The following is a 24,870-nucleotide window of genomic DNA, read 5'->3' as shown; positions in this document are numbered from 1 at the left end:
ATGGATATCATTACACTTGTAGTGACCTTGATTTCTGCTCTCATTGGTTTAGTAATTGGTTACTTTGCCATTTCTTTGAAGATGAAAGCTGCAAAAGAAACTGCAGAATTGACACTTTTGAATGCTGAACAAGAAGCAAGTAATGTTCGTGGTCGTGCGGAAGATCAAGCTGAAGCTATTTTAAAAACAGCTGAGCGTGATCGCCAAACCTTGAAAAAAGAATTACTCTTGGAGGCCAAGGAAGAGGCTCGTAAATATCGAGAAGAAGTAGCAAATGAATTTAAGTCAGAACGACAAGAATTAAAGCAAATTGAGTCACGATTGACTGAACGTGCTAGTAGCTTAGATCGTAAAGATGATAATTTGACAAACAAAGAGAAGGCTTTGGAGCAAAAAGAACAAAGCCTGACGGATAAAACTAAACATATTGATGAGCGTGAGCAAGAAGTCGCGAAATTAGAAGAGCAGAAAGCTCTTGAGTTGGAACGTGTTGCTTCGCTGAGCCAGGAAGAAGCCAAAGAGCAGATTCTTGCAGCGACTCGTGATAAATTGACCCACGAGATTGCAACCCGTATCAAGGAGGCTGAGCGAGAGGTCAAAGAGCGGTCTGATAAGATGGCCAAAGACCTTCTAGCGCAGGCCATGCAGCGAATTTCGGGTGAATATGTTGCGGAACAAACTATTACCTCGGTTCATCTGCCGGATGATACCATGAAGGGCCGAATTATCGGTCGCGAAGGTCGCAACATCCGCACCTTTGAAAGCTTGACAGGGATTGACGTTATCATTGATGATACGCCTGAGGTAGTTGTTCTTTCCGGTTTTGACCCGATTCGCCGGGAGATTGCGCGGATGACCATGGAGACCCTGCTCCAGGATGGTCGTATCCACCCGGCTCGTATCGAGGAGTTGGTGGAGAAATACCGTGTTGAGATGGATAACCGCATACGTGAATATGGTGAAGCGGCTGCCTATGAAGTAGGCGCTCCTAACCTGCATCCTGACTTGATTAAGATTATGGGACGTCTGCATTTCCGTACCTCCTACGGTCAGAATGTGCTCCGTCACTCGATTGAGGTGGCCAAGTTGTCAGGTATTTTGGCTGCAGAGTTGGGTGAGAATGTTAATTTGGCCCGCCGTGCTGGATTCTTGCATGACGTCGGTAAGGCGATTGACCGCGAGGTGGACGGTAGCCACGTTGAGATTGGTACAGAATTGACCAAGAAATACAAGGAACATCCAGTGGTTGTCAATACGGTTGCCAGCCACCACGGTGATGTGGAAGCGACCAGCACCATTGCAGTAATCGTTGCTGCAGCGGATGCCCTCAGTGCAGCCCGTCCAGGTTCCCGTCGTGAATCGATGGAGGCCTATATCAAGCGTCTCCAAGACCTGGAAGAAATTGCCCATAGCTTTGACGGCATCAAGCAGGCTTATGCTATCCAGGCAGGTCGTGAGATTCGGATTATCGTTCATCCAAATAGAATCAGTGATGATAAGATTACGATTCTGGCTCATGATGTCCGTGAGAAAATTGAAAATAATCTGGATTATCCAGGAAATATCAAGATTACGGTCATCCGTGAGACACGAGCAACTGACATTGCAAAATAAGACAGAAGGAGCTTCGGCTCTTTTTGTTGTTCTTCAAGAGCCGGAAAAATCTGGTTTACAGATTTAAAATCAGTTGATATTTGCTGAGAATTTTGCTACACTAGAATGAAAGATTTAAAGGAGATAACATGCAGGAAAGAGGCTTACTCATCGTATTTTCCGGTCCTTCTGGTGTAGGGAAAGGAACAGTTCGGCAGGAAATTTTTAGCCATTCAGGTAATAAATTTGAGTATTCGGTGTCTATGACGACCCGGGCTCAGCGTCCAGGTGAGGTGGACGGGGTTGATTATCATTTCCGGAGCCGAGAGGAGTTTGAGGAGTTGATTCGTCAGGGACAAATGCTGGAATACGCTGAGTATGTTGGCAACTACTACGGTACACCCTTGACCTATGTCAATGAAACCCTGGACAAGGGAATTGATGTCTTTCTTGAGATTGAGGTTCAGGGTGCCCTCCAGGTCAAGAAAAAAGTGCCAGATGCAGTTTTTATTTTCCTAACTCCGCCAGATTTGGAAGAGCTCAAAGACCGTTTGGTCGGTCGTGGGACAGACTCGGAAGAGGTTATTGCCCAGCGGATTGAGCGTGCCAAGGAAGAGATTGCTCTCATGCGTGAGTATGACTATGCCATTGTCAATGACGAGGTGCCAAAGGCAGCGGAATTGGTCAAGCGCGTGATTGAGGCGGAACATTTCCGTGTGGACCGTGTGATTGGCAAGTACAACGACATGATTAAAAATATTTAAGTTAGAAAAGAGAATAAGTCCTATGATGTTAAAACCGTCTATTGATACCTTGTTGGACAAGGTACCATCTAAGTATTCATTGGTTATTTTAGAGGCTAAGCGCGCTCACGAATTGGAGGCAGGCGCTAAGCCAACGCAAGAATTTACTTCTGTAAAATCAACCCTCCGTGCCTTGGAAGAAATTGAGGCAGGCAATGTGGTCATCCATCCAGACCCAGAAGCGAAACGTGAGGCTGTTCGTCGCAAGGCTGAAGAAGCAAAACGCTTGGCTGAAGAAGAAGAGCGCAAAATTAAAGAACAAATCGCCAAAGAAAAAGAAGACGGCGAGAAAATCTAAATTCAAAACTCGGCTGGGGGACCATCCGGGTTTCTTTTCCATTTGACAGTCTTTTGAAGTATTTATTGAACCATTGATAAGAGAGTAAAACCTATCCAAACCATCACGAAAGGAGGACCTATGTACGCACAGATTATCGTAGACGTGCCGCTCATGCAGACGGACCAAGCCTATACCTATCTAGTGTCTAAAGAATTTGAGGCGGGAATTGTACCTGGTATCCGAGTCCATGTGCCCTTTGGAAAGGGTAATCGGCTGATTCAGGGCATCGTGGTCGGCTTGACTGAGGAATTGCCAGAGAGGCCCCAGGACATCAAGCCCATTGTGGAAGTGCTGGACTATTCGCCAGTCCTCAACCAGGAGCAATTTTGGCTGGCAGACCAGATGCGCAAGACGGTATTTGCCTACAAAATCACCCTGCTCAAGGCCATGCTACCCAGCCTCCTCAACTCGACCTATGACAAAATTCTCCGTCCTGGGCTTGGTTTGGAAATAGCAGAGCAGGAAAGCCTGTTTGGTGGTAGGGACCAGGTCCGTTTTTCAGACCTGGATGTGTCTGAGCAGGCCCGCATCATGCGGCTTGCCCAGGCAGGCAAAATCTTGGTCGACTATGTGGCCAAGGACAAAAAGCAAATCAAGACTGAAAAATGGTACCGGGTAAATCGGGACCAGCTCATGCAAGCAGAGATACCCGCCCGTGCCAAGAAACGGCTGGCTTTGAAGGACTACTTACTGGAACATTCTGATGAACAGCCTCTAGCCAGCTTGAAAAAGGACTTTTCAGCTGATACGCTCCGCTATTTCCAAGAAAATGCCTATATAGAAGTCTGGGAGGAGGAGGTCTCGCGGACCCAAGCTCTCTTTGATAAGGTAGGGGTCAGCCAGGCGCTTTCCCTCAATCCAGAGCAGGCCATAGCGGTCAAGGAAATCCTGTCCAAGGTCGGGCAAGAGAGCCAGACCTATCTGCTGCAGGGGGTGACAGGCTCTGGCAAGACAGAGGTCTATCTGCAGGTCATTGACCAGGTCCTCAAGATGGGCAAGACGGCTATCATGCTGGTGCCGGAGATTTCGCTGACGCCCCAGATGACCAATCGTTTTATCGCGCGTTTCGGCCAGCAGGTGGCCATCCTGCACTCAGGCCTGTCAGACGGGGAGAAGTACGACGAGTGGCGTAAGATTGAGCGGGGGGAGGCCCAGGTGGTGGTCGGTGCCAGGTCGGCGATTTTTGCTCCCTTGAAAAATCTAGGAGCCATTATCATAGATGAGGAGCATGAGGCGACCTATAAGCAGGACTCCAATCCTCGCTACCATGCCAGAGACGTGGCAAAGCTGCGGGCGGACTACAATCAGGCTATCCTGGTTTTGGGGTCGGCTACGCCAAGCCTAGAAACTCGTGCCCGTGCCAGTCGCGGTCTTTACGGTAGGCTGGTCCTCAATCAGCGGGCCAATCCGCAGGCCAGGATACCAGAGGTCCAGGTCATTGATTTCAGAGATTATATCGGCCAACATGATGCTAGAAATTTTACACCGGTTTTGATAGAAAAAATCCAGGAAAAGCTGGCTCGTAAGGAGCAGGTGGTCCTCATGCTCAATCGCCGTGGCTATTCTTCCTTTGTCATGTGTCGGGATTGTGGGACGGTGGACCAGTGTCCAAACTGTGATATTTCTTTGACCCTGCACATGGACAGCCGGTCAATGAACTGCCACTATTGCAATTTTCAAAAGCCCATTCCCCAGGTCTGTCCTAACTGTCAAAGTCGGGCCATTCGCTACTACGGTACGGGGACCCAGAAGGCCTATGATGAGTTGCAGGAATTGCTGCCGAATGCTCGTATCCTTCGGATGGATGTGGACACGACCAAGAAAAAAGGTGCCCATGAGGCCCTTTTGGAGAAATTTGGTCGGCAGGAGGCAGATATCTTGCTGGGGACCCAGATGATTGCCAAGGGACTGGACTTTCCAAATGTGACCTTGGTAGGGGTGCTCAATGCGGATACGGCGCTGAATTTACCAGACTTTAGGTCATCCGAGCGGACCTTCCAATTATTGACCCAGGTGGCTGGTCGAGCAGGTCGGGCAGACAAGGAGGGGGAGGTCATTATACAGACCTATAATCCCAATCATTATGCCATTGCCTTTGCCAAGAACCAGGACTACGAGGGCTTTTATCAGTATGAGATGGGCATTCGGAAAAGTCTGGGCTATCCGCCTTACTATTTCACGGTGGGCTTGACCTTTTCTCATAAGTCGGAGGATCTTGTCATCAAAAAGGCCTATGAGACGGTACAGCTCTTGCGGGAGAACTTGACGGAGCAGATTCAGATTTTGGGGCCGACGCCCAAGCCTATCGCCCGTACCCATAATCTTTACCATTATCAAATCATTCTCAAGTACCGGCGGGAGGAACAGCTGGAGCAGGTCCTCAATCGGATTTTGGACTGGACCCAGGAGCGGGACAACCAGGACTTGCGCCTGGTGATTGATAATGAACCGCAAAATATGATGTGATACTCTTTGAACATCGACAGTATCCGTTCTTGAGGTACAATATATGAGGTTGGACAGGTGTGTCCAGCCTTTTTGCTATCTAGATTGCAAGTCCCAGTTAAGGCAATTATCCATAAAAATGGTATAATTAAGGGATACTAATAGAGGATGAAGGAGCAGAGATGACAAAATTGATTTTTATGGGAACGCCTGAGTTTTCAGCGACTGTTTTGAAAGGTATTTTGGCAGAGGGCTCCTATGAGGTTTTGGCGGTGGTGACCCAGCCTGATCGAGCGGTTGGGCGCAAGAAAACCATCCAAATGACACCGGTCAAGCAGGTGGCCTTGGAGTACGACTTGCCTGTTTACCAGCCGGAAAAATTATCAGGCAGTCAGGAAATGGCGGACATTATGGAATTGGGAGCGGACGGAATTGTGACAGCGGCCTTTGGTCAATTTTTACCGACCAAGCTGCTGGACTCTGTTGACTTTGCGGTCAATGTCCACGCCTCGCTCTTGCCCAAGTACCGCGGTGGCGCGCCCATTCATTATGCCCTAATCAACGGAGATGAGCGTGTCGGAGTGACTATTATGGAAATGGTCAAGGAAATGGATGCGGGCGACATGATTTCAAGCGACAGCATTGCCATTGAAGAGACAGATAATGTCGGCACCCTTTTTGAAAAACTAGCGGTGGTCGGTCGCGACCTGCTCTTGAAAACCTTGCCGGGTTATATGGCTGGCGACATCAAGCCGGTGGCACAAGACCCTGAACAGGTGACCTTCTCGCCCAATATTCAGCCTGAGGAGGAAGTTTTGGACTGGGCCAAGTCTGCGCGCCAGATTTTTAATCAGATTCGTGGTATGTATCCTTGGCCGGTTGCCCATACCTATTGGCAGGGAGGGCGCTTTAAAATTCAGGAGGCTTTGGAAGTGAAAGGGTCTGGCAGACCAGGTCAGGTCATTGAAAAGACTAAGAAAACACTGGTCATTGCCTGTGGTAGCTCTGCTATTTCCCTAAAAACCGTTCAGCCAGCGGGCAAGCCCAAGATGACGATTGCGGACTTTTTGAATGGGGCTGGCCGTGAGATTGAGGTAGGAGATGTCTTTGGTGAACAATAAGCAAACAGCGCGTGGACTGGCTCTGGCGGTCTTGACAGAGGTCTTTGAACAGGGAGCCTACTCCAATATCGCCCTCAACAAGGCCTTGGAAGGAACCAACCTGTCAGCCCAGGACAAGGGGCTGGCTACGGAATTGATCTATGGTACGGTGTCACGAAAAATTACGCTGGAATGGTATCTGGCCCACTTTATCGATGACCGGGACAAGCTGGACAGCTGGGTCTATTACTTGCTCATGCTGAGCTTGTACCAGCTGCTTTACTTGGACAAATTGCCTGTCCATGCCGTGGTCAATGAGGCGGTGGAGTTAGCCAAGCGTAGCAAGGGAACGGACAAATTTGTCAATGCCATCTTGCGGAAAATCAGCCAGGCGGCCCTGCCTGACCCAGCTAGTATTAAGCGGAAGAACAAGCGTTTGTCAGTTCAATATTCTGTCCCAGTCTGGCTGGTTCAGACCTTGGTTGCGGAATATGGTGATGAGAGGGCGGAGAAGATTTTTGCTAGCCTGCACCAGCGTAATAAGGCTAGTGTCCGTGTGACAGATACTAGCTGTCTGGATGATTTGCAGGCAGCATTGGGAGCGGAGCGGTCGCACTTGTCTCCTGTTGGCCTAGTCAAGTCCAATGGACATTTTGCTGGGACGGAGGCTTTCAAGTCCGGTCTTTTGACCATTCAGGACGAGACCAGCCAGCTGGTGGCTCCGACCTTGCAACTTGAGGGCTATGAAGTCGTACTGGATGCTTGTGCGGCACCTGGTGGTAAGACCTGCCACATGGCGTCTTACCTGGATAGTGGGAAAGTGGTGGCCTTGGATCTATATGACCACAAGCTGGCTCTTATCCAGGAAAATGCGGACCGCCTGGGCCTTTCCGATAAGATTGAAACTCAAAAATTGGATGCCAGTCGGGTGCATGAAGTCTTTGGTCCAGATAGTTTTGACAAGATTTTGGTGGATGCTCCCTGCTCCGGCATCGGGCTTATCCGTCGTAAGCCAGACATTCGCTATAATAAGGCTGGTCAGGATTTTGAAGCATTGAAAAAAATCCAGCTGCAGATACTGGACAGCGTTTGCCAAACCATTAAAAAAGGTGGTATAATAACCTATAGCACATGTACCATTATTGCAAAAGAAAATCAGGAAGTTCTTCGAGAATTTTTAGACAGTCATCCTGATTTTGAACAAGTTGCATTAACACATCCAGAATCATCAATTGTGACAGATGGAATGATACTGATTACCCCTGAACTTTTTCAGACAGATGGCTTTTTCATTGGTCAGCTGAGAAGACGATTCTAGAAAAGGAGGCTGTTGCTTAGCAACAAGAAACTTATGGAAATTGCATTACTTACAGATGTTGGACAAAAACGCTCAAATAACCAGGATTATGTCAATCGTTATGTCAACCGAGCAGGAATTGATTTGATTATTCTAGCAGATGGACTAGGAGGTCATCGCGCAGGCCATATTGCTAGTGAAATGACAGCCACAGACCTTGGTACTGCCTGGGTAGATACTCAAATTATGACCCTCAACGAAGTCCGTGAATGGATGGTTGACATCATTGAGCAGGAAAATCAAAAGATTTATCAATTGGGTCAGACCGAAGAATACAAGGGCATGGGAACCACCTTAGAAGCGGTTGTGGTTATTGACAATCAGATGATTTATGCCCATATCGGGGACTCTAGAATCGGTATCGTTCATAATGAAGAATATGAACGCTTGACCAGTGACCATTCCTTGGTTGGAGCTCTTATGCGAGCGGGTCAATTGACAGAAGAAGAGGCGCAGAACCATCCTCAGAAGAATATTGTGACCCAGTCCATTGGTCAGGCGGACCCGGTTGAACCAGATATTGCCTTGAAGACCTTGGAAGTTGGGGATTACGTGTTAATCAACAGTGATGGCTTGACCAATATGGTCTCGACAGAGGATATTCGCGATATCCTCTTGAGTGATGTTTCGCTGGAAAGCAAGGCAGAGACCCTGGTTCGTTTCGCTAATAATGCTGGCGGTTTGGACAATATCACGGTTGCTATCCTTCATATCACGGAGGAGGCCAACTAATGATCCAAATCGGTAAGATTTTTGCCGGTCGGTATTGGGTCATTCGGCAGATAGGCCGAGGAGGAATGGCCGATGTCTACCTGGCAAAGGATCTGATTTTGGATGGTGAGGAGGTTGCTGTAAAAGTTCTCCGGACCAATTACCAGACAGATCAAATTGCAGTTCAACGTTTTCAGCGTGAAGCCAGAGCCATGGCTGATCTCAATCACCCAAATATCGTACGGATTACGGATATTGGTGAGGAAGATGGTCAGCAATACCTGGCCATGGAATATGTCAATGGCCTGGACTTGAAGCGCTATATCCAGGAAAATTCACCCTTGGATAATGATGATGCGGTCCGTATCATGGGGCAAATCTTGCTGGCTATCCGTATGGCCCACACCCGCGGTATTATCCATAGGGATTTGAAACCTCAGAACGTCCTTCTAACGCAAGATGGCGTGGCCAAGGTAACGGATTTCGGGATTGCGGTTGCCTTTGCAGAGACCAGTTTGACCCAGACCAATTCGATGTTGGGCTCGGTTCACTATCTCTCGCCAGAACAGGCGCGGGGATCCAAGGCTACAGTGCAAAGCGATATTTATGCCATGGGGGTCATTCTCTTTGAAATGCTGACAGGACGAATTCCTTTTGATGGCGATAGCGCTGTAACCATTGCTCTCCAGCATTTCCAAAAGCCCATGCCATCTGTCCGCGAGGCCAATCCAAACGTACCGCAGGCTCTGGAAAATGTTGTCTTAAAAGCAACAGCCAAGAAATTGACAGACCGCTACAAGTCCATTGCGGAAATGTACACGGATATGGCTTCAGCCTTGTCCTACAATCGCCGCAATGAGCCGCGGGTGGTGTTGGATGAAAACAAGGTGGATTCAAAAACCCTGCCTAAATTATCCCAGGTTGCTTCAGAGAAAAAAGTAGATACACCAGTGGAGTCTTCACCAGCTCCAGCAGCAGTTTCTCCAAAAACTAAGCCGACGTCATCAGCCAAGAAGCCCAAGGCAAAAAAGAGGATTCGTACCCGCTATAAGGTATTGATGATTGCTATTGGCCTTCTCTTGGCGGCCTTCTTGGCCATTCTTTTTAACACTCCAGCCACAGTAACAGTGCCAGATGTTGTGGGGCAAACCTTGGAAGTTGCAACGGAGGAGATTGAGACAGCCGGATTGCGCGTGGGTACGGTGACCAATGAAGCTTCGACGGAAGTCGCAGAAGGTCAAGTTATTCGGACAACACCTGCTGCTAATTCCAAGCGCAAAGAAGGTTCCCGTGTCAATATTGTCATTGCCATGGAAGAAGGTGTCAACATTCCTGATTTGTCTGGTGATGAATTGGCGAAAGCCCAGGAAAAACTAGAGGCTCTTGGCTTCAAAGTGGAAGTGGAAGAAGAGTATAGCGAGAAGGTCAAACAGGGCCGGGTGATTCGGACCAAGCCAGAATGGGAGACCAGTCAGCCAAAAGGTTCAACCGTTGTCTTGGTTGTTTCCAAAGGGGCTGAGCCAGTCGATGTACCGGATGTATCTGGACGTAGTGTGAATGATGCTACCCATGCCCTAGAAGCAGTCGGTTTGAAGGTTTCTTCGACCAAGGAAGAATACAGCGACTACTTAGAAGCTGGTCAGGTAATCGGAACAGATCCTGCAGCCAATACCAGTGTTTCTAAGGGTTCTAGCCTGGTTCTCATTGTTTCCAAAGGTCAACGGCCACTCATGCCAGATTTTGGTATCTTGACGACTTCCTACTCAGATGCTAGAAAACAGCTGGAAGCTTTGGGAATTAAAAGTATTGAGCGCGTGGAAGATTCGAGTTATTCGACTAGTGAGCGAAATCTGGTCGTAGGCCAAAGTCCTCTGCCAGGTCAACCTATTACTGACTCTGTCACAATTTATGTATCTATTCCTACGGTGACACCAGAGTCCAGCAGTAGCAGCACTAGCTCGACAGAAGAATCAACGACGACTAGTACGTCTTCATCAAATAATTCAGACTAAGAGGGGCATTGTCCTCTCTTTTTTCTTAAAATTCCTACCCGGGTAGGAGACAAATCCTGCTAAAATCTGTTAGAATATTGGGAGAGGATCCTTACATGAAAAAAATCCAATTTTTTATACTGATAGAGAGTATTTTGTTTACGCTGGCCTTTTTTGATACCCTGGCCAGTGAGACGGCACGGACTCTTCTCCTAATCGCAGTGATACTAATTCTATTCTGGTATATCACAGGCAGAAAGGGGCTTAATGCCCTACTAACAACGGCCCTTTCTCTCATATTTTTAGTCTTTTTCCTCAATATTTATTTCATTATCGGTGTTTTGCTGATGGTGGTCTATATTTTGGTTAATTTCTTTTCACGCTATGAGAAGCAGTACCAGTATTCCCAGATAGTTCTGGGGGACCAGCATATTCAATCTCAGCATCAAAAGTCCCAGTGGTTTGGTCATAAAGATCATTCCCAGGACCAGTATGGTTTTGAGGATATCAATATTATCCGCCTGTTTGGCAATGACGTTGTTGACCTGGATCAGACGGTTCTAATTGGTCGGGATAATGTGGTTGTTATCCGTAAGACTTTTGGTAAGACTAAAATTATCATTCCTGTTGATGTCGAGCTATCCCTGTCTGCCTCTAGTCTGTATGGACGTGTCTATTTTTTAGGTGATGCACATTGGGATTTGCGAAATGAGAGTTTTTCGATTGCGACCCCTGACTATCCTTCTGCCAATAAGCGGGTCAAGGTTGTCATCAATAGCTTCTATGGCGATGTGGAGGTCGTGCGGGTATGATGAAGAAAGGAACGCTATTTTTTCTCATTTGGTATGCCGGGCTGATTGTTATCGTCATCCTTGCCTCAGTCCTTCCCTTGTTGGGCTATTCCTTATTTGATATGTCCTTTTGGATGACCAATGACCAGCTCTATGTGACCTTGATTTCGCTCCTGGTACTCTTGACAATCTTTCTATCTATCTTAGTTCAGACGGTCAGTTTCCTATCCACGCAGACCATGAGAATGAAGATTAAGCAAATCAGCAATCACCAGCCCATTAGGGTTGATAGCGACGAGGACCAATTGCTCCTAAACCTATCTGAGAAAATGCGCAGTTTGACCAGGCAGGTCCAATTGATTGACAACCAGGACCTAGTCAAACGGGAAGAAATTGTCGAGGGGGAGCGCAAGCGAATTGCCCGTGACCTGCATGATACGGTCAGCCAGGAACTCTTTGCGACCAGCATGATTTTATCAGGTCTGGCATCAAATCTGCCCACCATACCGAAAGAAACCCTGCAAGAGCAGCTGGTCTTGGTCAAGGACATGATTGAGTCGGCCCAGCGGGATTTGCGGATTTTGCTCCTGCACTTACGACCTAGTGAGCTGGAAGGTAAGACCCTGGTTGAAGGTTTTGATGTGATTCTGCGGGAAGTCAGCGACAAGAGTAGTATCCAGGTCCACTTCCAGCATGAAGTGGAAGAATTGCCTAAGCTGATAGAAGAGCACCTCTTCCGCATTGCCCAGGAGATTATTTCCAATACCTTGCGCCATGCCAAGGCCAAGCAACTGGATGTCTACTTGATTCAGAAGGAGACAGAATTACAGCTCAAAATGACAGATGATGGCATTGGTTTCCAGCAGGAAGATGATGGGGAGCTCAGCTATGGCCTCCAAAACATCCGCGAGCGGGTGGAAGATATGGCAGGGACTATCAAGATTCGGACGGCTCCCAACAAGGGGGTTGCCATTGACATTCGTATCCCAATACTGAAAGGAAAAGAAGATGAAGACGATTCGAGTGATGCTGGTTGATGACCACGAGATGGTCCGACTAGGATTGAAAAGTTATTTAAATTTACAGGCTGATGTGGAGGTTGTCGCAGAAGCCAGCGATGGCGAGGAAGGCTTGGCTAAGGCACTGGATTTGCGTCCAGATGTGGTTGTTATGGACCTGGTCATGCCCAAGATGACAGGGGTAGAGGCGACTCTGGCCCTCTTGAAGGAATGGCCGGATGTCAAGATTGTGATTTTGACTTCTTATTTGGACAATGAAAAAATCTATCCAGTTCTTGAGGCTGGTGCCAAGGGCTATATGCTCAAAACCTCTAGTGCAGACGAGATTCTCTCTGCCATTCGCAAGGTGGCGCGTGGGGAATTTGCCATTGAAACAGAAGTGGAGAAGAAGGTCGAGCACCACAAGCGTTATCCAGACCTGCATGATGATTTGACCGTACGTGAACGGGAGATTTTGGCCCTGCTTGCCAAGGGCTATGATAACCAGCGGATTGCGGATGAATCCTTCATTTCCCTCAAAACGGTGAAAACCCATGTTTCCAATATTCTGTCTAAACTAGCTGTCAGCGACCGGACCCAGGCTGTCGTCTATGCCTTTCAACATGGACTGGTGGCACAGGATGAAGATTAGTGATATAATGGTAAGCAGTCATATTCAATGAAAAACAAAAGTGGGGGAGAATAGATGGACGCAAAATTAAAATACAAAGCCAAGAAGGTTAAGTTGGTATTTTTCGATATTGATGATACCTTGCGTTTGGTGGAGACTGGATTTATTCCGGACACTATTCCGACGGTCTTTGCATCACTGAAAGCAAAAGGCGTCCTGACAGGGATTGCCTCTGGTCGGGCCAAATATGGTGTTGTGCCAGAAATCCAGGCCTTGCAGCCGGATTACTTTGCTATGATAAACGGCTCTTATGTAGAAGATGCCAAAGGCAATGTCATTCGTAAGGCTCCGATTGCACCTGATTTGATTGAGAAATATATTGCTTGGACCAAGCAAGTGGGGATTGACTATGGGGTTATGAGCGCTGAAAAAGCCACTCTGTCCTTCCGTGACCAGCGGATTAGTCAGGCCATTGACCCCATTTATGATAATCTGGAGACAGACCCTGATTTTTACAAGGGCCAGGATATTTACCAAATGTGGACCTTTGAGCAGGAAGGTCAGGAAGTGGTCTTACCGGAGGAATTGCAGAGCGACTTACGCAGTGTCCGTTGGCATGCCATTTCATCAGACATTGTCCTCAAGTCTGCCTCTAAGGCAGCAGGGGTAGCCGCAATCGTTGAAAAGCTTGGTCTCAAACCAGAAAATGTCTTGGTCTTTGGCGATGGTCTTAATGACATCGAGCTCTTCCAATATGCTGGCATCAGTATTGCCATGGGATATTCCCACCCAGAACTGCAAAAATATGCAGATTATATTACAAAAACAGTAGAAGAAGACGGCATTTTTGATGCCTTGGAGAAATTAGGTTTGGTAGAAAAAGAAAAATACTTCCCACAATTAGACTTGGAAAATGTAGAGGGACCAGTTGCCCGCATCAAGACCAATCACGGTAGCATGACCATCAAGCTTTTCCCAGAAATTGCACCAAAAACAGTGGCGAACTTTGTTGCCCTGTCAAAAGATGGTTACTATGACGGCATTATTTTCCATCGTATTATCGAGGATTTCATGATTCAAGGTGGCGACCCGACTGGTACAGGTATGGGCGGTGAGTCTATCTACGGTGAGTCCTTTGAGGATGAATTTTCTATGGAGGCCTTCAACCTGCGTGGTGCTCTTTCTATGGCCAATGCAGGTCCCAATACCAACGGCAGTCAATTTTTCATCGTGCAGAACCAGAATTTCCCTTACAATGCCAAGGAATTGGAGCGCGGTGGCTGGCCTAAGGAAATTGCGGCTCTTTATGCTGAAAATGGTGGAACACCGCACCTGGATCAACGCCACACGGTCTTTGGACATTTGATGGACCAAGAATCTTATAGGGTATTGGATACCATTGCGGCTGTAGAGACAGATGGTTCAGACCGTCCGCATGAAGATGTTGTCATCGAAAGTATTGAAATCGAGGACTAAGATGAATATTGGTGATAAAGTCAAAGGAAAAGTGACGGGCATTCAGCCCTACGGTGCCTTTGTTGAATTAGAGAACGGTCAGATTGGGCTTATCCATATTTCTGAAATCAAGACAGGCTTTGTTGATAATATCCACCATTTTATTAAAATGGGCCAGGAAGTTCTGGTCCAAGTCGTTGACTATGATGAATATTCGCACAAGGCTAGTCTATCTATGCGGACCTTGGAAGAAGAACGCCAAAAAATCCCAAGACACCACCGCTTTACCAACGACCGCTATAAGATTGGCTTTGAGCCTCTGGCCAAGGCCCTCCCAACCTGGATTGCCGAATCCAAGGAGTATTTGAAGGAAATGAAACAAGGAAAGGTCTAGACTAGTTGCTAGTCTAGACCTTTCCAATAGTAAAAGGAGCTTGGAAATCCAGGCTCTTTTGGTATATTAGTTTTCAAACTCATAGAGGGTAGTTGACAGGTAGCGTTCACCGTTGTCAGCCAGGATAGCCAAGACTTTTTTGCCAGCTCCTAGTTCCTTAGCGACTTCAATCGCAGCATGAATAGCAGCGCCAGATGAAATACCGACCAGGAAACCTTCCTGCCCACCGATAGCGCGGCCGGTTGCCAGAGCATCATCTGATTTGACGCGGACAATGCCATCGTAGGCAGCGGTATCCAGGGTGTCTGGGATGAAGCCAGCTGAAATTCCTTGAATCTTGTGCGGACCAGGTGCTTCACCAGAGAGAACGGCAGACTCATCTGCTTCCACAGCGTAAATTTTTACATCGGGATTGGCTGCCTTGAGGACATGAGAGACACCGCTGACGGTACCACCAGTACCCACGCCTGACACAAATGCATCCAGACCAGTTGGGCCAAAGTCCTCCAAAATTTCTTGTCCTGTTGTATCTTCATGAACTTTTGGATTGGACGGGTTGGCAAATTGGAAAGGTACCCAGCCATTTTGTGCTTCAGCGATTTCATTGGCCTTGGCAATGGCACCCTTCATCCCCTCGCTACCTGGTGTGAGAACGAGCTCAGCTCCGTAGGCTTGGATAATTTTACGACGCTCAATGCTCATGGTTTCAGGCATGACGATGATGACCTTGTAACCTTTTGCAGCTCCAACCCAAGCCAAACCGATACCAGTATTTCCGCTAGTAGGCTCAACAATCGTATCACCAGGCTTGATAGTGCCGGCCTTTTCAGCATCTTCAATCATTGCCAGAGCAATGCGGTCTTTGACAGAAGAACCAGGGTTGAAGGCCTCCAGTTTGACATAGACATCCGCAGCACCTTCAGGGACAATGTTATTGAGTTTGATAATCGGTGTTTTTCCGACAAGTTCTGTAATCGATTGATAAATAGCCATTGCTAATACCTCCAAATATAGTTACTTCTAGTATATACCAAGTCCCAGTCAATGTATAATATAAAAAAACTATCGTCTGTACTGACCCCCAAAAGTTGGACAAATAATTATTGAAAGGATTTAGTTCTGTATTGGACAGGACTAAGTCCTTTTAATTTTGCTTTGATGCGTTTGTTGTTGTAGTAAAAAATATAGTCTGTAATGGCTTGCTCAAGCTCATCAAGCGACTGGTAAGATGTCTCAAATCCATAGAACATCTCTGATTTGAGTATCCCAAAGAAGGATTCCATCATGCCATTATCTGGACTATTTCCCTTGCGGGACATGGACGGACGAATGCCTTTGGTTTCCAAAAAGTAATGGTAAGATTGGTGCTGGTATTGCCAACCTTGATCGCTGTGAAGAATAGTCCCACTGTATAAATCTGCTGGAAAAGCCTTCGCAAGCATGGTTTGAACCTGTTTCAAGTCAGGTGACCGAGACAAGGTAAAATCAATAATCTCACTATTATAGCCATCAAGAACAGGTGATAAGTAAAGTTTACCCTCCGGCAAAGCAAACTCCGTCACATCGGTATAACACTTTTCATAAGGCTTAGAGCCTTCAAACTGACGTTTAATCAGATTATCAGCCTTCTTACCAACCTCACCTTTGTAAGAAGCATACTTGCGTTTACGACGAATACGAGCGGTCAAGCCCAACTCTTTCATCAAGCGCTGCACCTTCTTGTGGTTGATGATGAAACCACGATTTCGTAATTCTAAATGAATCCGACGATAGCCATAATTACCTTTATGGTAATCATAAATGGCTTGAATTTCAGCCTTAATTGCTTTGTTCTTGTCGGGTTTATCCAGTTGCTTGACTTGATAATAGTAAGTTGAGCGAGGCATTTTAGCTGTCGCAAGTAGGAGGTCTAGTCGGAATCCTCCTTGGACCATATCTCTAATTGTTTCTGCTGTTCGCGCACGAGTGTTTCGTCCCTCAAGCGAAGTTCTCTCAACTTTTTTAGGAAGGCCACCTCAGTTCGAAGACGTTCATTTTCCTCTTGAAGGCGCTCTAATTCCGTCATCTCTTCCCAGGTTTTCTTGCGTTTACGTCCCATCTTGCTCGGTCTCCCTCTTGGTTTTTCAAGAATAGTATACCCGTTTTTCTTGTATTGTGCTATCCAATTGGGAAGCATTCCTCGATTTGAAAGAGCATAATCAAGGGAAACTGAGAGTTGAGAACACCCATGAATCAAGACCTTATCCATTATTTCTTGCTTTAGTTCAGGTGAATAATACCTATTTTTACCTTTTTTAACGATTTCCACGCCATATCGATCCATGAGATTTATCATGTAGGTGAGATTGGCAATAGTGACCTTGTATATCTGGCTAAGGTTGACCCACGACACGCCACTCTTTCTCAGCTCATATATTTCTAGTTTATCTTCATAACTTAATTTCATAAGAAAAACACCCCAATCGTTAGATTTTGTGTCTAACTTTTGGGGTGCAGTTCAGTCATGATAGCTTTTTTTAATGAACAGGAACTTCGACAATTCTTGGCTCAGTCTCTTGGCTTGTGACCTTGCCATGGTAAAATTCGGTCAGACTGGTCTGAGTCGGTGCAACCAGTTCCTTGTCAACATAGATCATGGTTTGAACTTCCGTTGTAAATTGGGTATCGTGTTCTTCCAGTCCCAACTCAGCCCGCCAGTTGGCAAATTCCTGGTACTGGGCATAGGAAAGGGTGATAGAAATGCCTTTTTGCTCCTTGACTTCAACAACGCCGATTTCCTTGACGGCCTTGGACACGGCTCCAGCATAAGCCCGAATCAGCCCACCGGCACCCAACTTGATACCTCCGAAATAGCGGGTCACAACCGCTGCGACATTGGTCAGTTCATGATTTTCCAGCACTGTCAGCATGGGAACACCTGCTGTACCAGAAGGCTCGCCGTCGTCCGACGATCGCTTGATTTCCATATTTTCGCCAAGGATAAAGGCAGAGCAGTTATGGCTGGCCTTGTAGTGCTCTTTCTTAATACCGTTGATAAATTCCCTGGCCTCTTCCTCGGTTGTCACCCGTTTCATAAAGCAAATAAAGCGGGATTTCTTAATCTCTTCTTCGACAATACCGTCTTCTTTAATGGTTTTAAATTCTTTCATACCAAAATTATACACGTTTTTCCAAAAACTGACAAAAATTTCCGAATAAATAAGTGATGAAAGAACTAGAAAATTATTATGGACGACTGTTTACCAAGTATCAATTGACGGCTGAAGAGCGCCAAGCAGCTCAGACCTTACCTAGCATGACAGAGGGGGGCGCTTGTTTTCGTTGTTCGACTGCATTTTCGGACCGCCATTGTTTGCCAAACGGGGCCTACTATTGCCGGGAATGTATCCTGCTAGGCAGGGTGCGGTCAGATGAGGAACTCTATTATTTTCCCCAGCAGGATTTCCCAGAAAATGCCTGTCTCAAGTGGTCTGGTCAGCTGACTGATTGGCAGCAGAAGATTTCAAACGGGCTCTGTGCCAATATTGAAAAACGGCGCCCGACCCTGGTTCATGCCGTGACGGGGGCTGGAAAGACGGAGATGATTTACCATGCAGTAGCGCAAGTCATTGACCATGGCGGGGCAGTTTGTCTGGCCAGTCCCAGAATTGATGTCTGTATTGAGCTTTATAAGCGGCTACAACAAGATTTCGCTGTTCCCATCAGCCTCCTTCATGGCCAGTCGGATCCTTATTTTCGGACGCCGCTTGTGGTCGCTACCACCCACCAGTTGCTCAAGTTTTACCAGGCCTTTGATTTGGTCTTAATCGATGAGGTGGATGCCTTTCCCTATGCGGACAATCCCATGCTCTACCGGGCAGTAGACAATGCCGTCAAAGCAGACGGGCTCCAGGTTTTCCTGACAGCGACCTCGACGGATGAGCTGGATAGGAAGGTCAAATCCAGCCAATTGGAACGGCTCAGTTTGCCCAGACGCTTTCACGGCAATCCCTTGATTGTGCCAGAAAAGGTCTGGTTCAGCCAATTTGACCAGAGCCTGAAAAAGGACAAGCTGGTTGTCAAGCTCAAGCAAGCTATCAGAAACCAGCGAAAAACAAGTTTTCCCTTGCTGATTTTTCTGCCAGAAATTTCCAAAGGCCAGGAATTTGTAGCGATTTTGGAGCGAGAATTTCCTGATGAGAAAATCGGTTTTGTATCCAGTCAGATGGAAAATCGACTGGAGATTGTTCAAGGTTTTCGCGACCGCACCATTACTATCCTGGTTTCAACAACGATTCTGGAGCGAGGTGTGACCTTTCCCATGGTTGATGTCATGGTGGTCCAGGCCAACCACTATCTCTATACATCGTCCAGTTTAGTGCAAATTGGAGGCCGAGTCGGGCGGTCCATGGATCGTCCAACAGGCTTGCTCCTCTTTTTTCACGAGGGTTCGACCCGTGCCATTGAAAAAGCAATCGCTGAAATCAAATTTATGAACAAGGAGGCCGGCTATGTCTAACTGCCTACTCTGTGCGGAAAGTCTGCGAACCCGCACCACATTTAGCTCTATCCTCTTTTTCCAGCAGGAAAAGCTAGGGATTTGTTCCAGCTGTCAGGCTTCTTTTAAGGAAATAGCAGAGCTCCACTGTCCGTCTTGTTATAAGTCAGGAACTTCCGATATCTGCAGTGATTGTCGGCACTGGCAGGCCAAGGGCAAACACATTGACCACAGGGCCATTTTCCAATACAATCCAGCTATGGCAGATTATTTCAGCAAGTACAAGTTTCAAGGGGACTATCTGCTCAGACAGGTCTTTGCCCAGCAAATCAAGGCTGCCCTGTCAGCTTATTCGGACTATACCTTGGTTCCCATTCCCCTTAGTCCAGAGAGGTTGGAGGAGCGAGGCTTCAATCAGGTGACGGGGCTACTTGATGCGGCTGGTCTTCCATATAAAGAGCTATTGGGTAAAATTGATAGCCAGAAACAGTCTTCAAAAAGTCGGGAGGAGCGTCTTGATGCGGAACAGGTCTTTTATTTGTTGGAGGAAGATGAGCTTCCAGAAAAAATAATTTTAGTTGACGATATTTACACAACAGGTGCCACAATCCAGCTTGCCGTGGGACTTTTCATGAAAACTGGTCAGAAAGAAATCAAAACATTTTCACTTTCACGTTGAGAAAACGGTTGCAATATTTTATAAATGTGTTATAATAATAGTGAAGAAAGGCGAAAGCCAAGAAAGAGGTACTAATATGATTAAATTCAGTATTCGTGGAGAAAACCTTGAAGTTACAGATGCACTCCGTGCCTATGTAGAAGAGAAAGTTGCTAAGATTGAGAAGTACTTTAGTGCAGACCAAGAGTTGAATGCCAAGGTAAACTTGAAGGTTTACCGTGACAAGCGTGCTAAGGTTGAAGTGACCATCCCTGTTGGTGGTGTGACCCTGCGTGCAGAAGACATTTCACAAGAAATGTATGGCTCAATCGACCTTGTCGTAGACAAGATTGAACGTCAAATCCGTCGTAACAAGACAAAAATCGAGCGCAAACACCGTCAAAAAGTGGCTACTGGTCAAGTCTTTACAGACGAGTTGGTAGAGCAAGCTGAAGAAGAAGTAAAAGTAGTTCGTACTAAGCAGGTAGACTTGAAACCAATGGATATGGAAGAGGCCGTTCTTCAATTGGAATTGCTTGGACATGACTTCTTTATCTACACAGATGCCAATGATGGTACTACCAATGTCCTTTACAAACGTGAAGATGGCGATTTGGGACTCTTGGAAGTGCGTCAGTAATTCTCGGAACCTGTATTCACAGTTCAGTATCTTTAGCTAAGGCTAGTTTTCTGCCACTCATCGTTCGTTTTTCTCGAAATACAGTCAGTATTCCATCAAAAAACGGTCTTGATTTGCAAAAAAACTATCTCTCATCTAAATCTACCTTACTTATAAATACTGTTTCTTATATAAACGAAGAGGAGAGGAGGGAAACCTTCTCTCTTTTACTATGAGAGGTGACGAAAGGACTAGCTTTCAGTTTTGAGCAGAATTGATTGGAGAGTGGGTCTTGGAATTGCCAGATTTTGAACCAGAAAAACAGGCGCCCTTTAGAAGTTGTTACTTGTTGGGCTGGCTCGGAATCTTGTTTCCTCTGCTCCTGATAGGCATGCTTGGCTATATTAGTTTCTTTAGCTTGATGAAGACGTTGGAAAGCTTTCATCTGGGCTATATGGTACTCACTGTGCTTCTCCTTTGCTTGCGCTCTTTTCGCTTTGGCGACTTGGCAAATACCTGGTCAGGATGTGTCGCGCAACCAACTATTATTGGAAGAGGAAATAGAAAGCATCAGCTTGAGCTGGTGTTTTTTTGATGCCTGGGGAGGGAAATTCGGTTTCAATTATGCTATAATAGAGAGATAATATTTGTTAGGAATGAATGTTGAATAGGAGCATGGATGAGTAGGATGATGCCGGGGCGGACTCGCCAGGAAGGAATTGATTTATACGAATCGGGTCAGTTGACAGTCGTTGAGAGCGAGCTGGGAAAGATGACGCTGGAAATTGCTGGGGAGTTGTTTTCCTATAGTGATGACGATAGTGAGCTTAATTGTAGCTGTCTGCTATTTCAAAACAAGGGCTACTGTCAGCATTTGGCTGCTACGGAGTATTTTTTGAAGAATGATAAGGCTGGTCAGACCCTCAAGGAGGAGGGTAGCCATCAGAAGGAGACCGCTAGGCGAACCTACTTTGGCGGCTTGTTTTTGGATGAAATTTTACCGCCTACGCTTGATTTGGGTATCCAATACCAATTGGCTGTGGAGGGGCAGTTATTGGCCTATGACCGCCAGATTGACTGGACCCTCAAAATCGGTCGTTTGCCAGACCAACGTTACTATATTATTCGCGATATTGGGGCCTTTTTGAAGGTGGTCAAAACCAATGGCCAGTATCAAATCGGTAAAAAATACTTTGAGCATGTGTCCTTTGATCATTTTGACCCGGCAAGTCAGGCTCTTCTGGAATTTTTATGGGTCCTGGTGCCTGAAAAAGCCCGCCTGGACTCGGAAGTCTTGGTTCATTTCGGTCGTCATTTCCGCCTGCCCCAGTCTCACTTTGAGGAGGGGCTGGAGTTGCTGGGGGACTTGGATGAATTTCAACTGACCTACCAGCAGACTAGCTACTCACAGTTGACCATTAAACACCTAACGCCAGAAGACGGTCTATTTTGTTTTGAAGTAACGGTTCATATGGATATGATTGAAATGGTGATTCATGAAGAGCCTGTCCGCCAGCTCTTTTATGGAAGTTACCTGCTCAAACATGGCACTATCTATAGCCTGGATCGCCAGCAGGAAAATCTGCTGGTGCGGATCAATGATCTGGTTCCGACTGAATCAGGCCTACGCAAGGTTCAAGTGGATTTTCAGGATCAGGGCAAATTGGCCCTCAGTTTATTGGAACTGCAAAAATTGGGGAAAGTCAAGGCACCCAAACGCTTTGCCATTGAGGATTTTCAGCCGGAATTCCATCTGGGCATGGAGGCAAGTGGTCGCTTGACCCTGCAGCTGGTCTTGGATTTTTCAGGTCGCAAGGTTGCCTCGCAAGAGGAGCTGGACTTACTACCTTTTACAAGTCATTTTCAACATCTGGAAGCTGTCCACCAGGCGATCAAGCTAGCAGGCTTTCATGGGAAATTCCTGGCCTACCGCCAGCCCTTGCTCCAGACCGAATGGTATACCTTCTACAAGGAACATCTAGCCCTGTTGGAAAAAATGGGTAAGGTTTACCTGGACCAGCAGTTAGAAAATAATCTTATTCAGGTCAAGCCAAGTCTTGAAATCGTGAAAAATGGTTCCTTGTTGGACATTTCCTTTGACTTGACAGGTATTGATCAATCCGAGGTGGACCAGGCCATCCAGGCCCTCTTAAACCAGGAGGACCACTATACCAGCCCAAGTGGCAAGTTGCTGATCTTCGACGAAGAGGCCTTGCGCATCAGCCAGACTCTGACCAATCTCAGGGCTAAATTTGGAAAGGGGCAGACCCTTCATTTGGATGCCTTGAATGGTTTCCGACTGGCTCAGCAATTGTCAGGCTTGGACCAGGTTCATTTTTCGGAAGAATTTCAAACCATGGCGGCTCATTTGGCGGCACCAGATATCTTTCCTCTTCCCCAACAGCCCCTGAATCAGCAACTACGGGATTACCAAGAGACAGGCGTCAAATGGCTTTCCATGCTCAACCATTATGGTTTCGGGGGCATTTTGGCAGATGATATGGGTCTAGGGAAGACCCTGCAAACTATTGCCTTCCTGTCAGGCCATCTGAAGTCAAGTTCCAAGGTTTTGATTTTGGCTCCTTCTAGTTTGATTTATAACTGGCAGGAAGAATGTGCCAAATTTGCGCCGGACTTGGAAGTGGCAGTGGTCTATGGCAATAAGGACCACCGGGAAATGCTTATCAATGAGGACCATCAGGTCTATGTGACTTCCTATCCATCCTTCAGACAGGATTTTGACCTCTATAAAGAAGAGCAATTTGATTATTTGATTTTGGATGAAGCCCAGGTCATGAAAAATTCCCAGTCAAAAATTGCCCAGCTTCTGAGAGAGTTTGAGGTAGGGAACTGTTTTGCCCTGTCTGGTACGCCTATTGAAAATCACCTGACTGAGCTTTGGTCTATTTTCCAGATTGTCCTACCAGGCCTCCTGCCAGGTAAGCAGGAATTTAGCAAAATGAGTTCCCAGGAAATTGCCCGTATGATCCAGCCCTTTGTCCTAAGGCGGCATAAGGAAGAGGTTCTGGATGAACTGCCTGATTTAATCGAGGTCAATGTCTTAAATGAATTGACGGATGAGCAAAAGGTCATCTATCTGGGGCAACTCCAGCAAATGCAGTCCAAGGTGTTGGGAGCAGATGATGCCCAGATTAACCGCAATAAGATTGAAATCCTGTCGGGCATTACCCGTCTCCGTCAAATTTGTGACACTCCCAGCCTCTTTATGGATGATTTTACCGGAGAAAGTGGTAAGCTCAATAGCCTGAGTGAGCTCCTGCAACAGCTTAAAGAGGGTGAGCATCGGGTATTGATTTTTTCACAGTTTAGAACAATGCTGGATAAGATTGAGCAGCAGCTGGATGAGTTGGGCCTGACCTCTTACAAATTGACCGGCTCGACCCCTGCTAGTCAGCGCCAAGAGATGACCCAGGCCTTTAACGCAGGTAGCCGTGATGCCTTCCTCATTTCCCTCAAGGCAGGTGGCGTGGGGCTCAATCTGACCGGTGCCGATACAGTCATTTTGGTTGACCTCTGGTGGAATCCTGCGGTGGAATCCCAGGCCATTAGTAGGGCCCACCGAATGGGGCAAACAGAAACGGTCGAATGCTATCGATTGATTACCAGGGGAACGATTGAAGAAAAAATCCTTGCCCTGCAGGAAAGTAAGAAAAATATGGTCAAGACGGTGCTGGACGGCGAAGAAAGTCGCTCAAGTCTGACGGTTGAAGATATTCGTGACATTCTTGGTATCACAGAATAAGGCTGACAATCTGAAGCAGACTTCCTCTTGTGTGGTAAAACCCTGTGCCTTTATGATATAATGAGTAGTTGAAAGGAATGTGCTATGATAAGAGAAGATACTCGATTTCCCATCATTTCAGACAATGAGCCCCTGATTGAGGCCAGCCCTCAGATGCTTCTCTATGAGGAGAGCGATTTGATTTCAAATATTAAGGGACCTTATCAGGACAAGGTGTTTGAAGCCAGTGGCAGTCCGGAACCAGCGGTGAAACCTGTTCCAGAGCAGACGGAAGACGAGCTCTTGCCCCCTTTATTTGCTACCAAGAGGTCGCATTATTCCAGACGGGACCGAAATCTTCACAGACCGGTCCAGCATGCGGAGCGGAAGACCCAGGGGCAGTTAGCCAGGGAAGTAGCCAAAGAAGATATTAAAAAGAAACGTTCAGCTAGCTATTTGAAGGATGATTTTATCGGAAGCAAGCCTAAAAAAGTTCCAACTGTCCATCCTACTCCTCACAAGGAAGTGACTGGCGATCTTCTGGCCAATCTAGCTGACCGTTTGCGCCAAGAAAGCTATATTTTAGCAGATTTGCCAGAAGTCTATTCTTTGAAAAAAGAGGACCGGGTGCAGGAAAAAACATCAAGCAACCAGTCCTTTGATTTCCTCAAGAGAAGTCAGGTCTATAATTATCCGGAAAGACGTGCCTTTCGTGATAAGCAGGTTGCACAAGAACTCAATTTGACACAGATAGAAGAGGATTAA

Annotated in this window: 22 protein-coding genes; 19 read left to right on the top strand and 3 right to left on the bottom strand. The window is 46.7% G+C overall.

The window, feature by feature from the left end; translation table 11 throughout:
- The 13 genes from AB1F57_RS10700 to AB1F57_RS10640 all read left to right on the top strand — a co-directional run bounded on the left by AB1F57_RS10700 (position 1) and on the right by AB1F57_RS10640 (position 14,609).
- Positions 1–1,614, top strand: coding sequence for a ribonuclease Y (locus AB1F57_RS10700; RefSeq protein WP_170239340.1), 1,614 nt, complete (start codon positions 1–3; stop codon positions 1,612–1,614).
- A 128-nt stretch (positions 1,615–1,742) separates the two neighbouring features.
- Positions 1,743–2,357, top strand: coding sequence for a guanylate kinase (gene gmk, locus AB1F57_RS10695; RefSeq protein ID WP_167785766.1), 615 nt, complete (start codon positions 1,743–1,745; stop codon positions 2,355–2,357).
- Between the two features lie 22 nt (positions 2,358–2,379).
- Positions 2,380–2,694 (top strand): DNA-directed RNA polymerase subunit omega, encoded by a 315-nt coding sequence (gene rpoZ, locus AB1F57_RS10690; protein WP_105111224.1) that lies wholly within the window; start codon positions 2,380–2,382, stop codon positions 2,692–2,694.
- 120 nt (positions 2,695–2,814) lie between these two features.
- Positions 2,815–5,202 (top strand): primosomal protein N', encoded by a 2,388-nt coding sequence (locus AB1F57_RS10685; protein WP_170239341.1) that lies wholly within the window; start codon positions 2,815–2,817, stop codon positions 5,200–5,202.
- 161 nt (positions 5,203–5,363) lie between these two features.
- Positions 5,364–6,302 (top strand): methionyl-tRNA formyltransferase, encoded by a 939-nt coding sequence (gene fmt, locus AB1F57_RS10680; protein ID WP_167785768.1) that lies wholly within the window; start codon positions 5,364–5,366, stop codon positions 6,300–6,302.
- On the top strand, positions 6,283–7,599 hold the full coding sequence (gene rsmB, locus AB1F57_RS10675; protein ID WP_367985734.1) for a 16S rRNA (cytosine(967)-C(5))-methyltransferase RsmB: 1,317 nt from the start codon (positions 6,283–6,285) through the stop codon (positions 7,597–7,599). Before fmt ends, rsmB begins: the two co-directional genes overlap by 20 nt.
- A gap of 33 nt (positions 7,600–7,632) precedes the next feature.
- The gene (locus AB1F57_RS10670) at positions 7,633–8,370 is read left to right on the top strand and encodes a Stp1/IreP family PP2C-type Ser/Thr phosphatase (protein ID WP_105137384.1); all 738 of its coding nucleotides are present in this window, start codon (positions 7,633–7,635) and stop codon (positions 8,368–8,370) included.
- Positions 8,370–10,361, top strand: coding sequence for a Stk1 family PASTA domain-containing Ser/Thr kinase (gene pknB, locus AB1F57_RS10665; protein WP_167785770.1), 1,992 nt, complete (start codon positions 8,370–8,372; stop codon positions 10,359–10,361). Before AB1F57_RS10670 ends, pknB begins: the two co-directional genes overlap by 1 nt.
- 95 nt (positions 10,362–10,456) lie before the next feature.
- Positions 10,457–11,152 carry a cell wall-active antibiotics response protein LiaF gene (liaF, locus tag AB1F57_RS10660; protein WP_367985733.1) on the top strand — a complete coding sequence of 232 codons (696 nt, stop codon included), beginning with the start codon at positions 10,457–10,459 and terminating at the stop codon, positions 11,150–11,152.
- Positions 11,152–12,168, top strand: a complete 1,017-nt coding sequence (locus AB1F57_RS10655) for a sensor histidine kinase (protein ID WP_167785797.1) — start codon at positions 11,152–11,154, stop codon at positions 12,166–12,168. The genes liaF and AB1F57_RS10655 overlap by 1 nt, the downstream gene beginning before the upstream one ends.
- A complete protein-coding gene (locus tag AB1F57_RS10650; RefSeq protein ID WP_105137387.1) occupies positions 12,140–12,781 on the top strand; it encodes a response regulator transcription factor in 642 nt (213 codons plus the stop codon). Before AB1F57_RS10655 ends, AB1F57_RS10650 begins: the two co-directional genes overlap by 29 nt.
- A gap of 54 nt (positions 12,782–12,835) precedes the next feature.
- Positions 12,836–14,236: a Cof-type HAD-IIB family hydrolase gene (locus tag AB1F57_RS10645; protein ID WP_167785771.1), complete on the top strand. Its 1,401-nt coding sequence runs from the start codon at positions 12,836–12,838 to the stop codon at positions 14,234–14,236.
- Position 14,237: 1 nt separating this feature from the next.
- Positions 14,238–14,609, top strand: a complete 372-nt coding sequence (locus AB1F57_RS10640; protein WP_167785772.1) for a S1 RNA-binding domain-containing protein — start codon at positions 14,238–14,240, stop codon at positions 14,607–14,609.
- A 66-nt stretch (positions 14,610–14,675) separates the two neighbouring features.
- Here the strand turns inward: AB1F57_RS10640 and cysK are convergent, their stop codons facing one another.
- The 3 genes from cysK to AB1F57_RS10625 form a co-directional block, all read right to left on the bottom strand.
- Positions 14,676–15,602 carry a cysteine synthase A gene (gene cysK, locus AB1F57_RS10635; protein WP_105137390.1) on the bottom strand — a complete coding sequence of 309 codons (927 nt, stop codon included), beginning with the start codon at positions 15,600–15,602 and terminating at the stop codon, positions 14,676–14,678.
- A 107-nt stretch (positions 15,603–15,709) separates the two neighbouring features.
- Positions 15,710–17,055, bottom strand: a protein-coding gene (locus AB1F57_RS10630; protein ID WP_367985732.1) for an IS3 family transposase whose coding sequence is annotated in 2 segments (ribosomal slippage) — positions 15,710–16,614 and positions 16,614–17,055 — 1,347 coding nt in all. Because the reading frame shifts where the segments join, the coding sequence is not laid out codon by codon here.
- A gap of 70 nt (positions 17,056–17,125) precedes the next feature.
- Positions 17,126–17,758: a YigZ family protein gene (locus AB1F57_RS10625; RefSeq protein ID WP_367985731.1), complete on the bottom strand. Its 633-nt coding sequence runs from the start codon at positions 17,756–17,758 to the stop codon at positions 17,126–17,128.
- Between the two features lie 56 nt (positions 17,759–17,814).
- Here AB1F57_RS10625 and AB1F57_RS10620 point away from each other — a divergent pair, with 56 nt between their 5' ends.
- From AB1F57_RS10620 to AB1F57_RS10595, 6 genes are all read left to right on the top strand, one after another.
- On the top strand, positions 17,815–19,107 hold the full coding sequence (locus AB1F57_RS10620; protein ID WP_367985730.1) for a DEAD/DEAH box helicase: 1,293 nt from the start codon (positions 17,815–17,817) through the stop codon (positions 19,105–19,107).
- Positions 19,100–19,765, top strand: coding sequence for a ComF family protein (locus tag AB1F57_RS10615; protein ID WP_367985729.1), 666 nt, complete (start codon positions 19,100–19,102; stop codon positions 19,763–19,765). The genes AB1F57_RS10620 and AB1F57_RS10615 overlap by 8 nt, the downstream gene beginning before the upstream one ends.
- A 76-nt stretch (positions 19,766–19,841) precedes the next feature.
- Positions 19,842–20,384 (top strand): ribosome-associated translation inhibitor RaiA, encoded by a 543-nt coding sequence (gene raiA / locus AB1F57_RS10610; RefSeq protein WP_105111237.1) that lies wholly within the window; start codon positions 19,842–19,844, stop codon positions 20,382–20,384.
- Positions 20,385–20,655: 271 nt separating this feature from the next.
- A complete protein-coding gene (locus tag AB1F57_RS10605) occupies positions 20,656–20,958 on the top strand; it encodes a hypothetical protein (RefSeq protein WP_167785776.1) in 303 nt (100 codons plus the stop codon).
- Between the two features lie 84 nt (positions 20,959–21,042).
- Positions 21,043–24,126, top strand: coding sequence for a DEAD/DEAH box helicase (locus AB1F57_RS10600; protein ID WP_367985728.1), 3,084 nt, complete (start codon positions 21,043–21,045; stop codon positions 24,124–24,126).
- Between the two features lie 84 nt (positions 24,127–24,210).
- Positions 24,211–24,870, top strand: coding sequence for a hypothetical protein (locus tag AB1F57_RS10595; RefSeq protein ID WP_174852861.1), 660 nt, complete (start codon positions 24,211–24,213; stop codon positions 24,868–24,870).

Origin of the sequence: Streptococcus nasisuis (assembly GCF_040836615.1) — a bacterium.
In the GTDB taxonomy this organism is placed as follows: Bacteria; Bacillota; Bacilli; order Lactobacillales; family Streptococcaceae; genus Streptococcus; species Streptococcus suis_V.
This window is presented reverse-complemented; position numbering and strand designations above follow the sequence as displayed.

Excerpts from the sequence above, each read along its gene's own strand:
- AB1F57_RS10700 (WP_170239340.1), top strand. The coding sequence starts at position 1 with ATGGATATCATTACACTTGTAGTGACCTTGATTTCTGCTCTCATTGGT.
- gmk (WP_167785766.1), top strand. The coding sequence starts at position 1,743 with ATGCAGGAAAGAGGCTTACTCATCGTATTTTCCGGTCCTTCTGGTGTA.
- rpoZ (WP_105111224.1), top strand. The coding sequence starts at position 2,380 with ATGATGTTAAAACCGTCTATTGATACCTTGTTGGACAAGGTACCATCT.
- AB1F57_RS10685 (WP_170239341.1), top strand. The coding sequence starts at position 2,815 with ATGTACGCACAGATTATCGTAGACGTGCCGCTCATGCAGACGGACCAA.
- fmt (WP_167785768.1), top strand. The coding sequence starts at position 5,364 with ATGACAAAATTGATTTTTATGGGAACGCCTGAGTTTTCAGCGACTGTT.
- rsmB (WP_367985734.1), top strand. The coding sequence starts at position 6,283 with ATGTCTTTGGTGAACAATAAGCAAACAGCGCGTGGACTGGCTCTGGCG.
- AB1F57_RS10670 (WP_105137384.1), top strand. The coding sequence starts at position 7,633 with ATGGAAATTGCATTACTTACAGATGTTGGACAAAAACGCTCAAATAAC.
- pknB (WP_167785770.1), top strand. The coding sequence starts at position 8,370 with ATGATCCAAATCGGTAAGATTTTTGCCGGTCGGTATTGGGTCATTCGG.
- liaF (WP_367985733.1), top strand. The coding sequence starts at position 10,457 with ATGAAAAAAATCCAATTTTTTATACTGATAGAGAGTATTTTGTTTACG.
- AB1F57_RS10655 (WP_167785797.1), top strand. The coding sequence starts at position 11,152 with ATGAAGAAAGGAACGCTATTTTTTCTCATTTGGTATGCCGGGCTGATT.
- AB1F57_RS10650 (WP_105137387.1), top strand. The coding sequence starts at position 12,140 with ATGAAGACGATTCGAGTGATGCTGGTTGATGACCACGAGATGGTCCGA.
- AB1F57_RS10645 (WP_167785771.1), top strand. The coding sequence starts at position 12,836 with ATGGACGCAAAATTAAAATACAAAGCCAAGAAGGTTAAGTTGGTATTT.
- AB1F57_RS10640 (WP_167785772.1), top strand. The coding sequence starts at position 14,238 with ATGAATATTGGTGATAAAGTCAAAGGAAAAGTGACGGGCATTCAGCCC.
- cysK (WP_105137390.1), bottom strand. The coding sequence starts at position 15,602 with ATGGCTATTTATCAATCGATTACAGAACTTGTCGGAAAAACACCGATT.
- AB1F57_RS10625 (WP_367985731.1), bottom strand. The coding sequence starts at position 17,758 with ATGAAAGAATTTAAAACCATTAAAGAAGACGGTATTGTCGAAGAAGAG.
- AB1F57_RS10620 (WP_367985730.1), top strand. The coding sequence starts at position 17,815 with ATGAAAGAACTAGAAAATTATTATGGACGACTGTTTACCAAGTATCAA.
- AB1F57_RS10615 (WP_367985729.1), top strand. The coding sequence starts at position 19,100 with ATGTCTAACTGCCTACTCTGTGCGGAAAGTCTGCGAACCCGCACCACA.
- raiA (WP_105111237.1), top strand. The coding sequence starts at position 19,842 with ATGATTAAATTCAGTATTCGTGGAGAAAACCTTGAAGTTACAGATGCA.
- AB1F57_RS10600 (WP_367985728.1), top strand. The coding sequence starts at position 21,043 with ATGAGTAGGATGATGCCGGGGCGGACTCGCCAGGAAGGAATTGATTTA.
- AB1F57_RS10595 (WP_174852861.1), top strand. The coding sequence starts at position 24,211 with ATGATAAGAGAAGATACTCGATTTCCCATCATTTCAGACAATGAGCCC.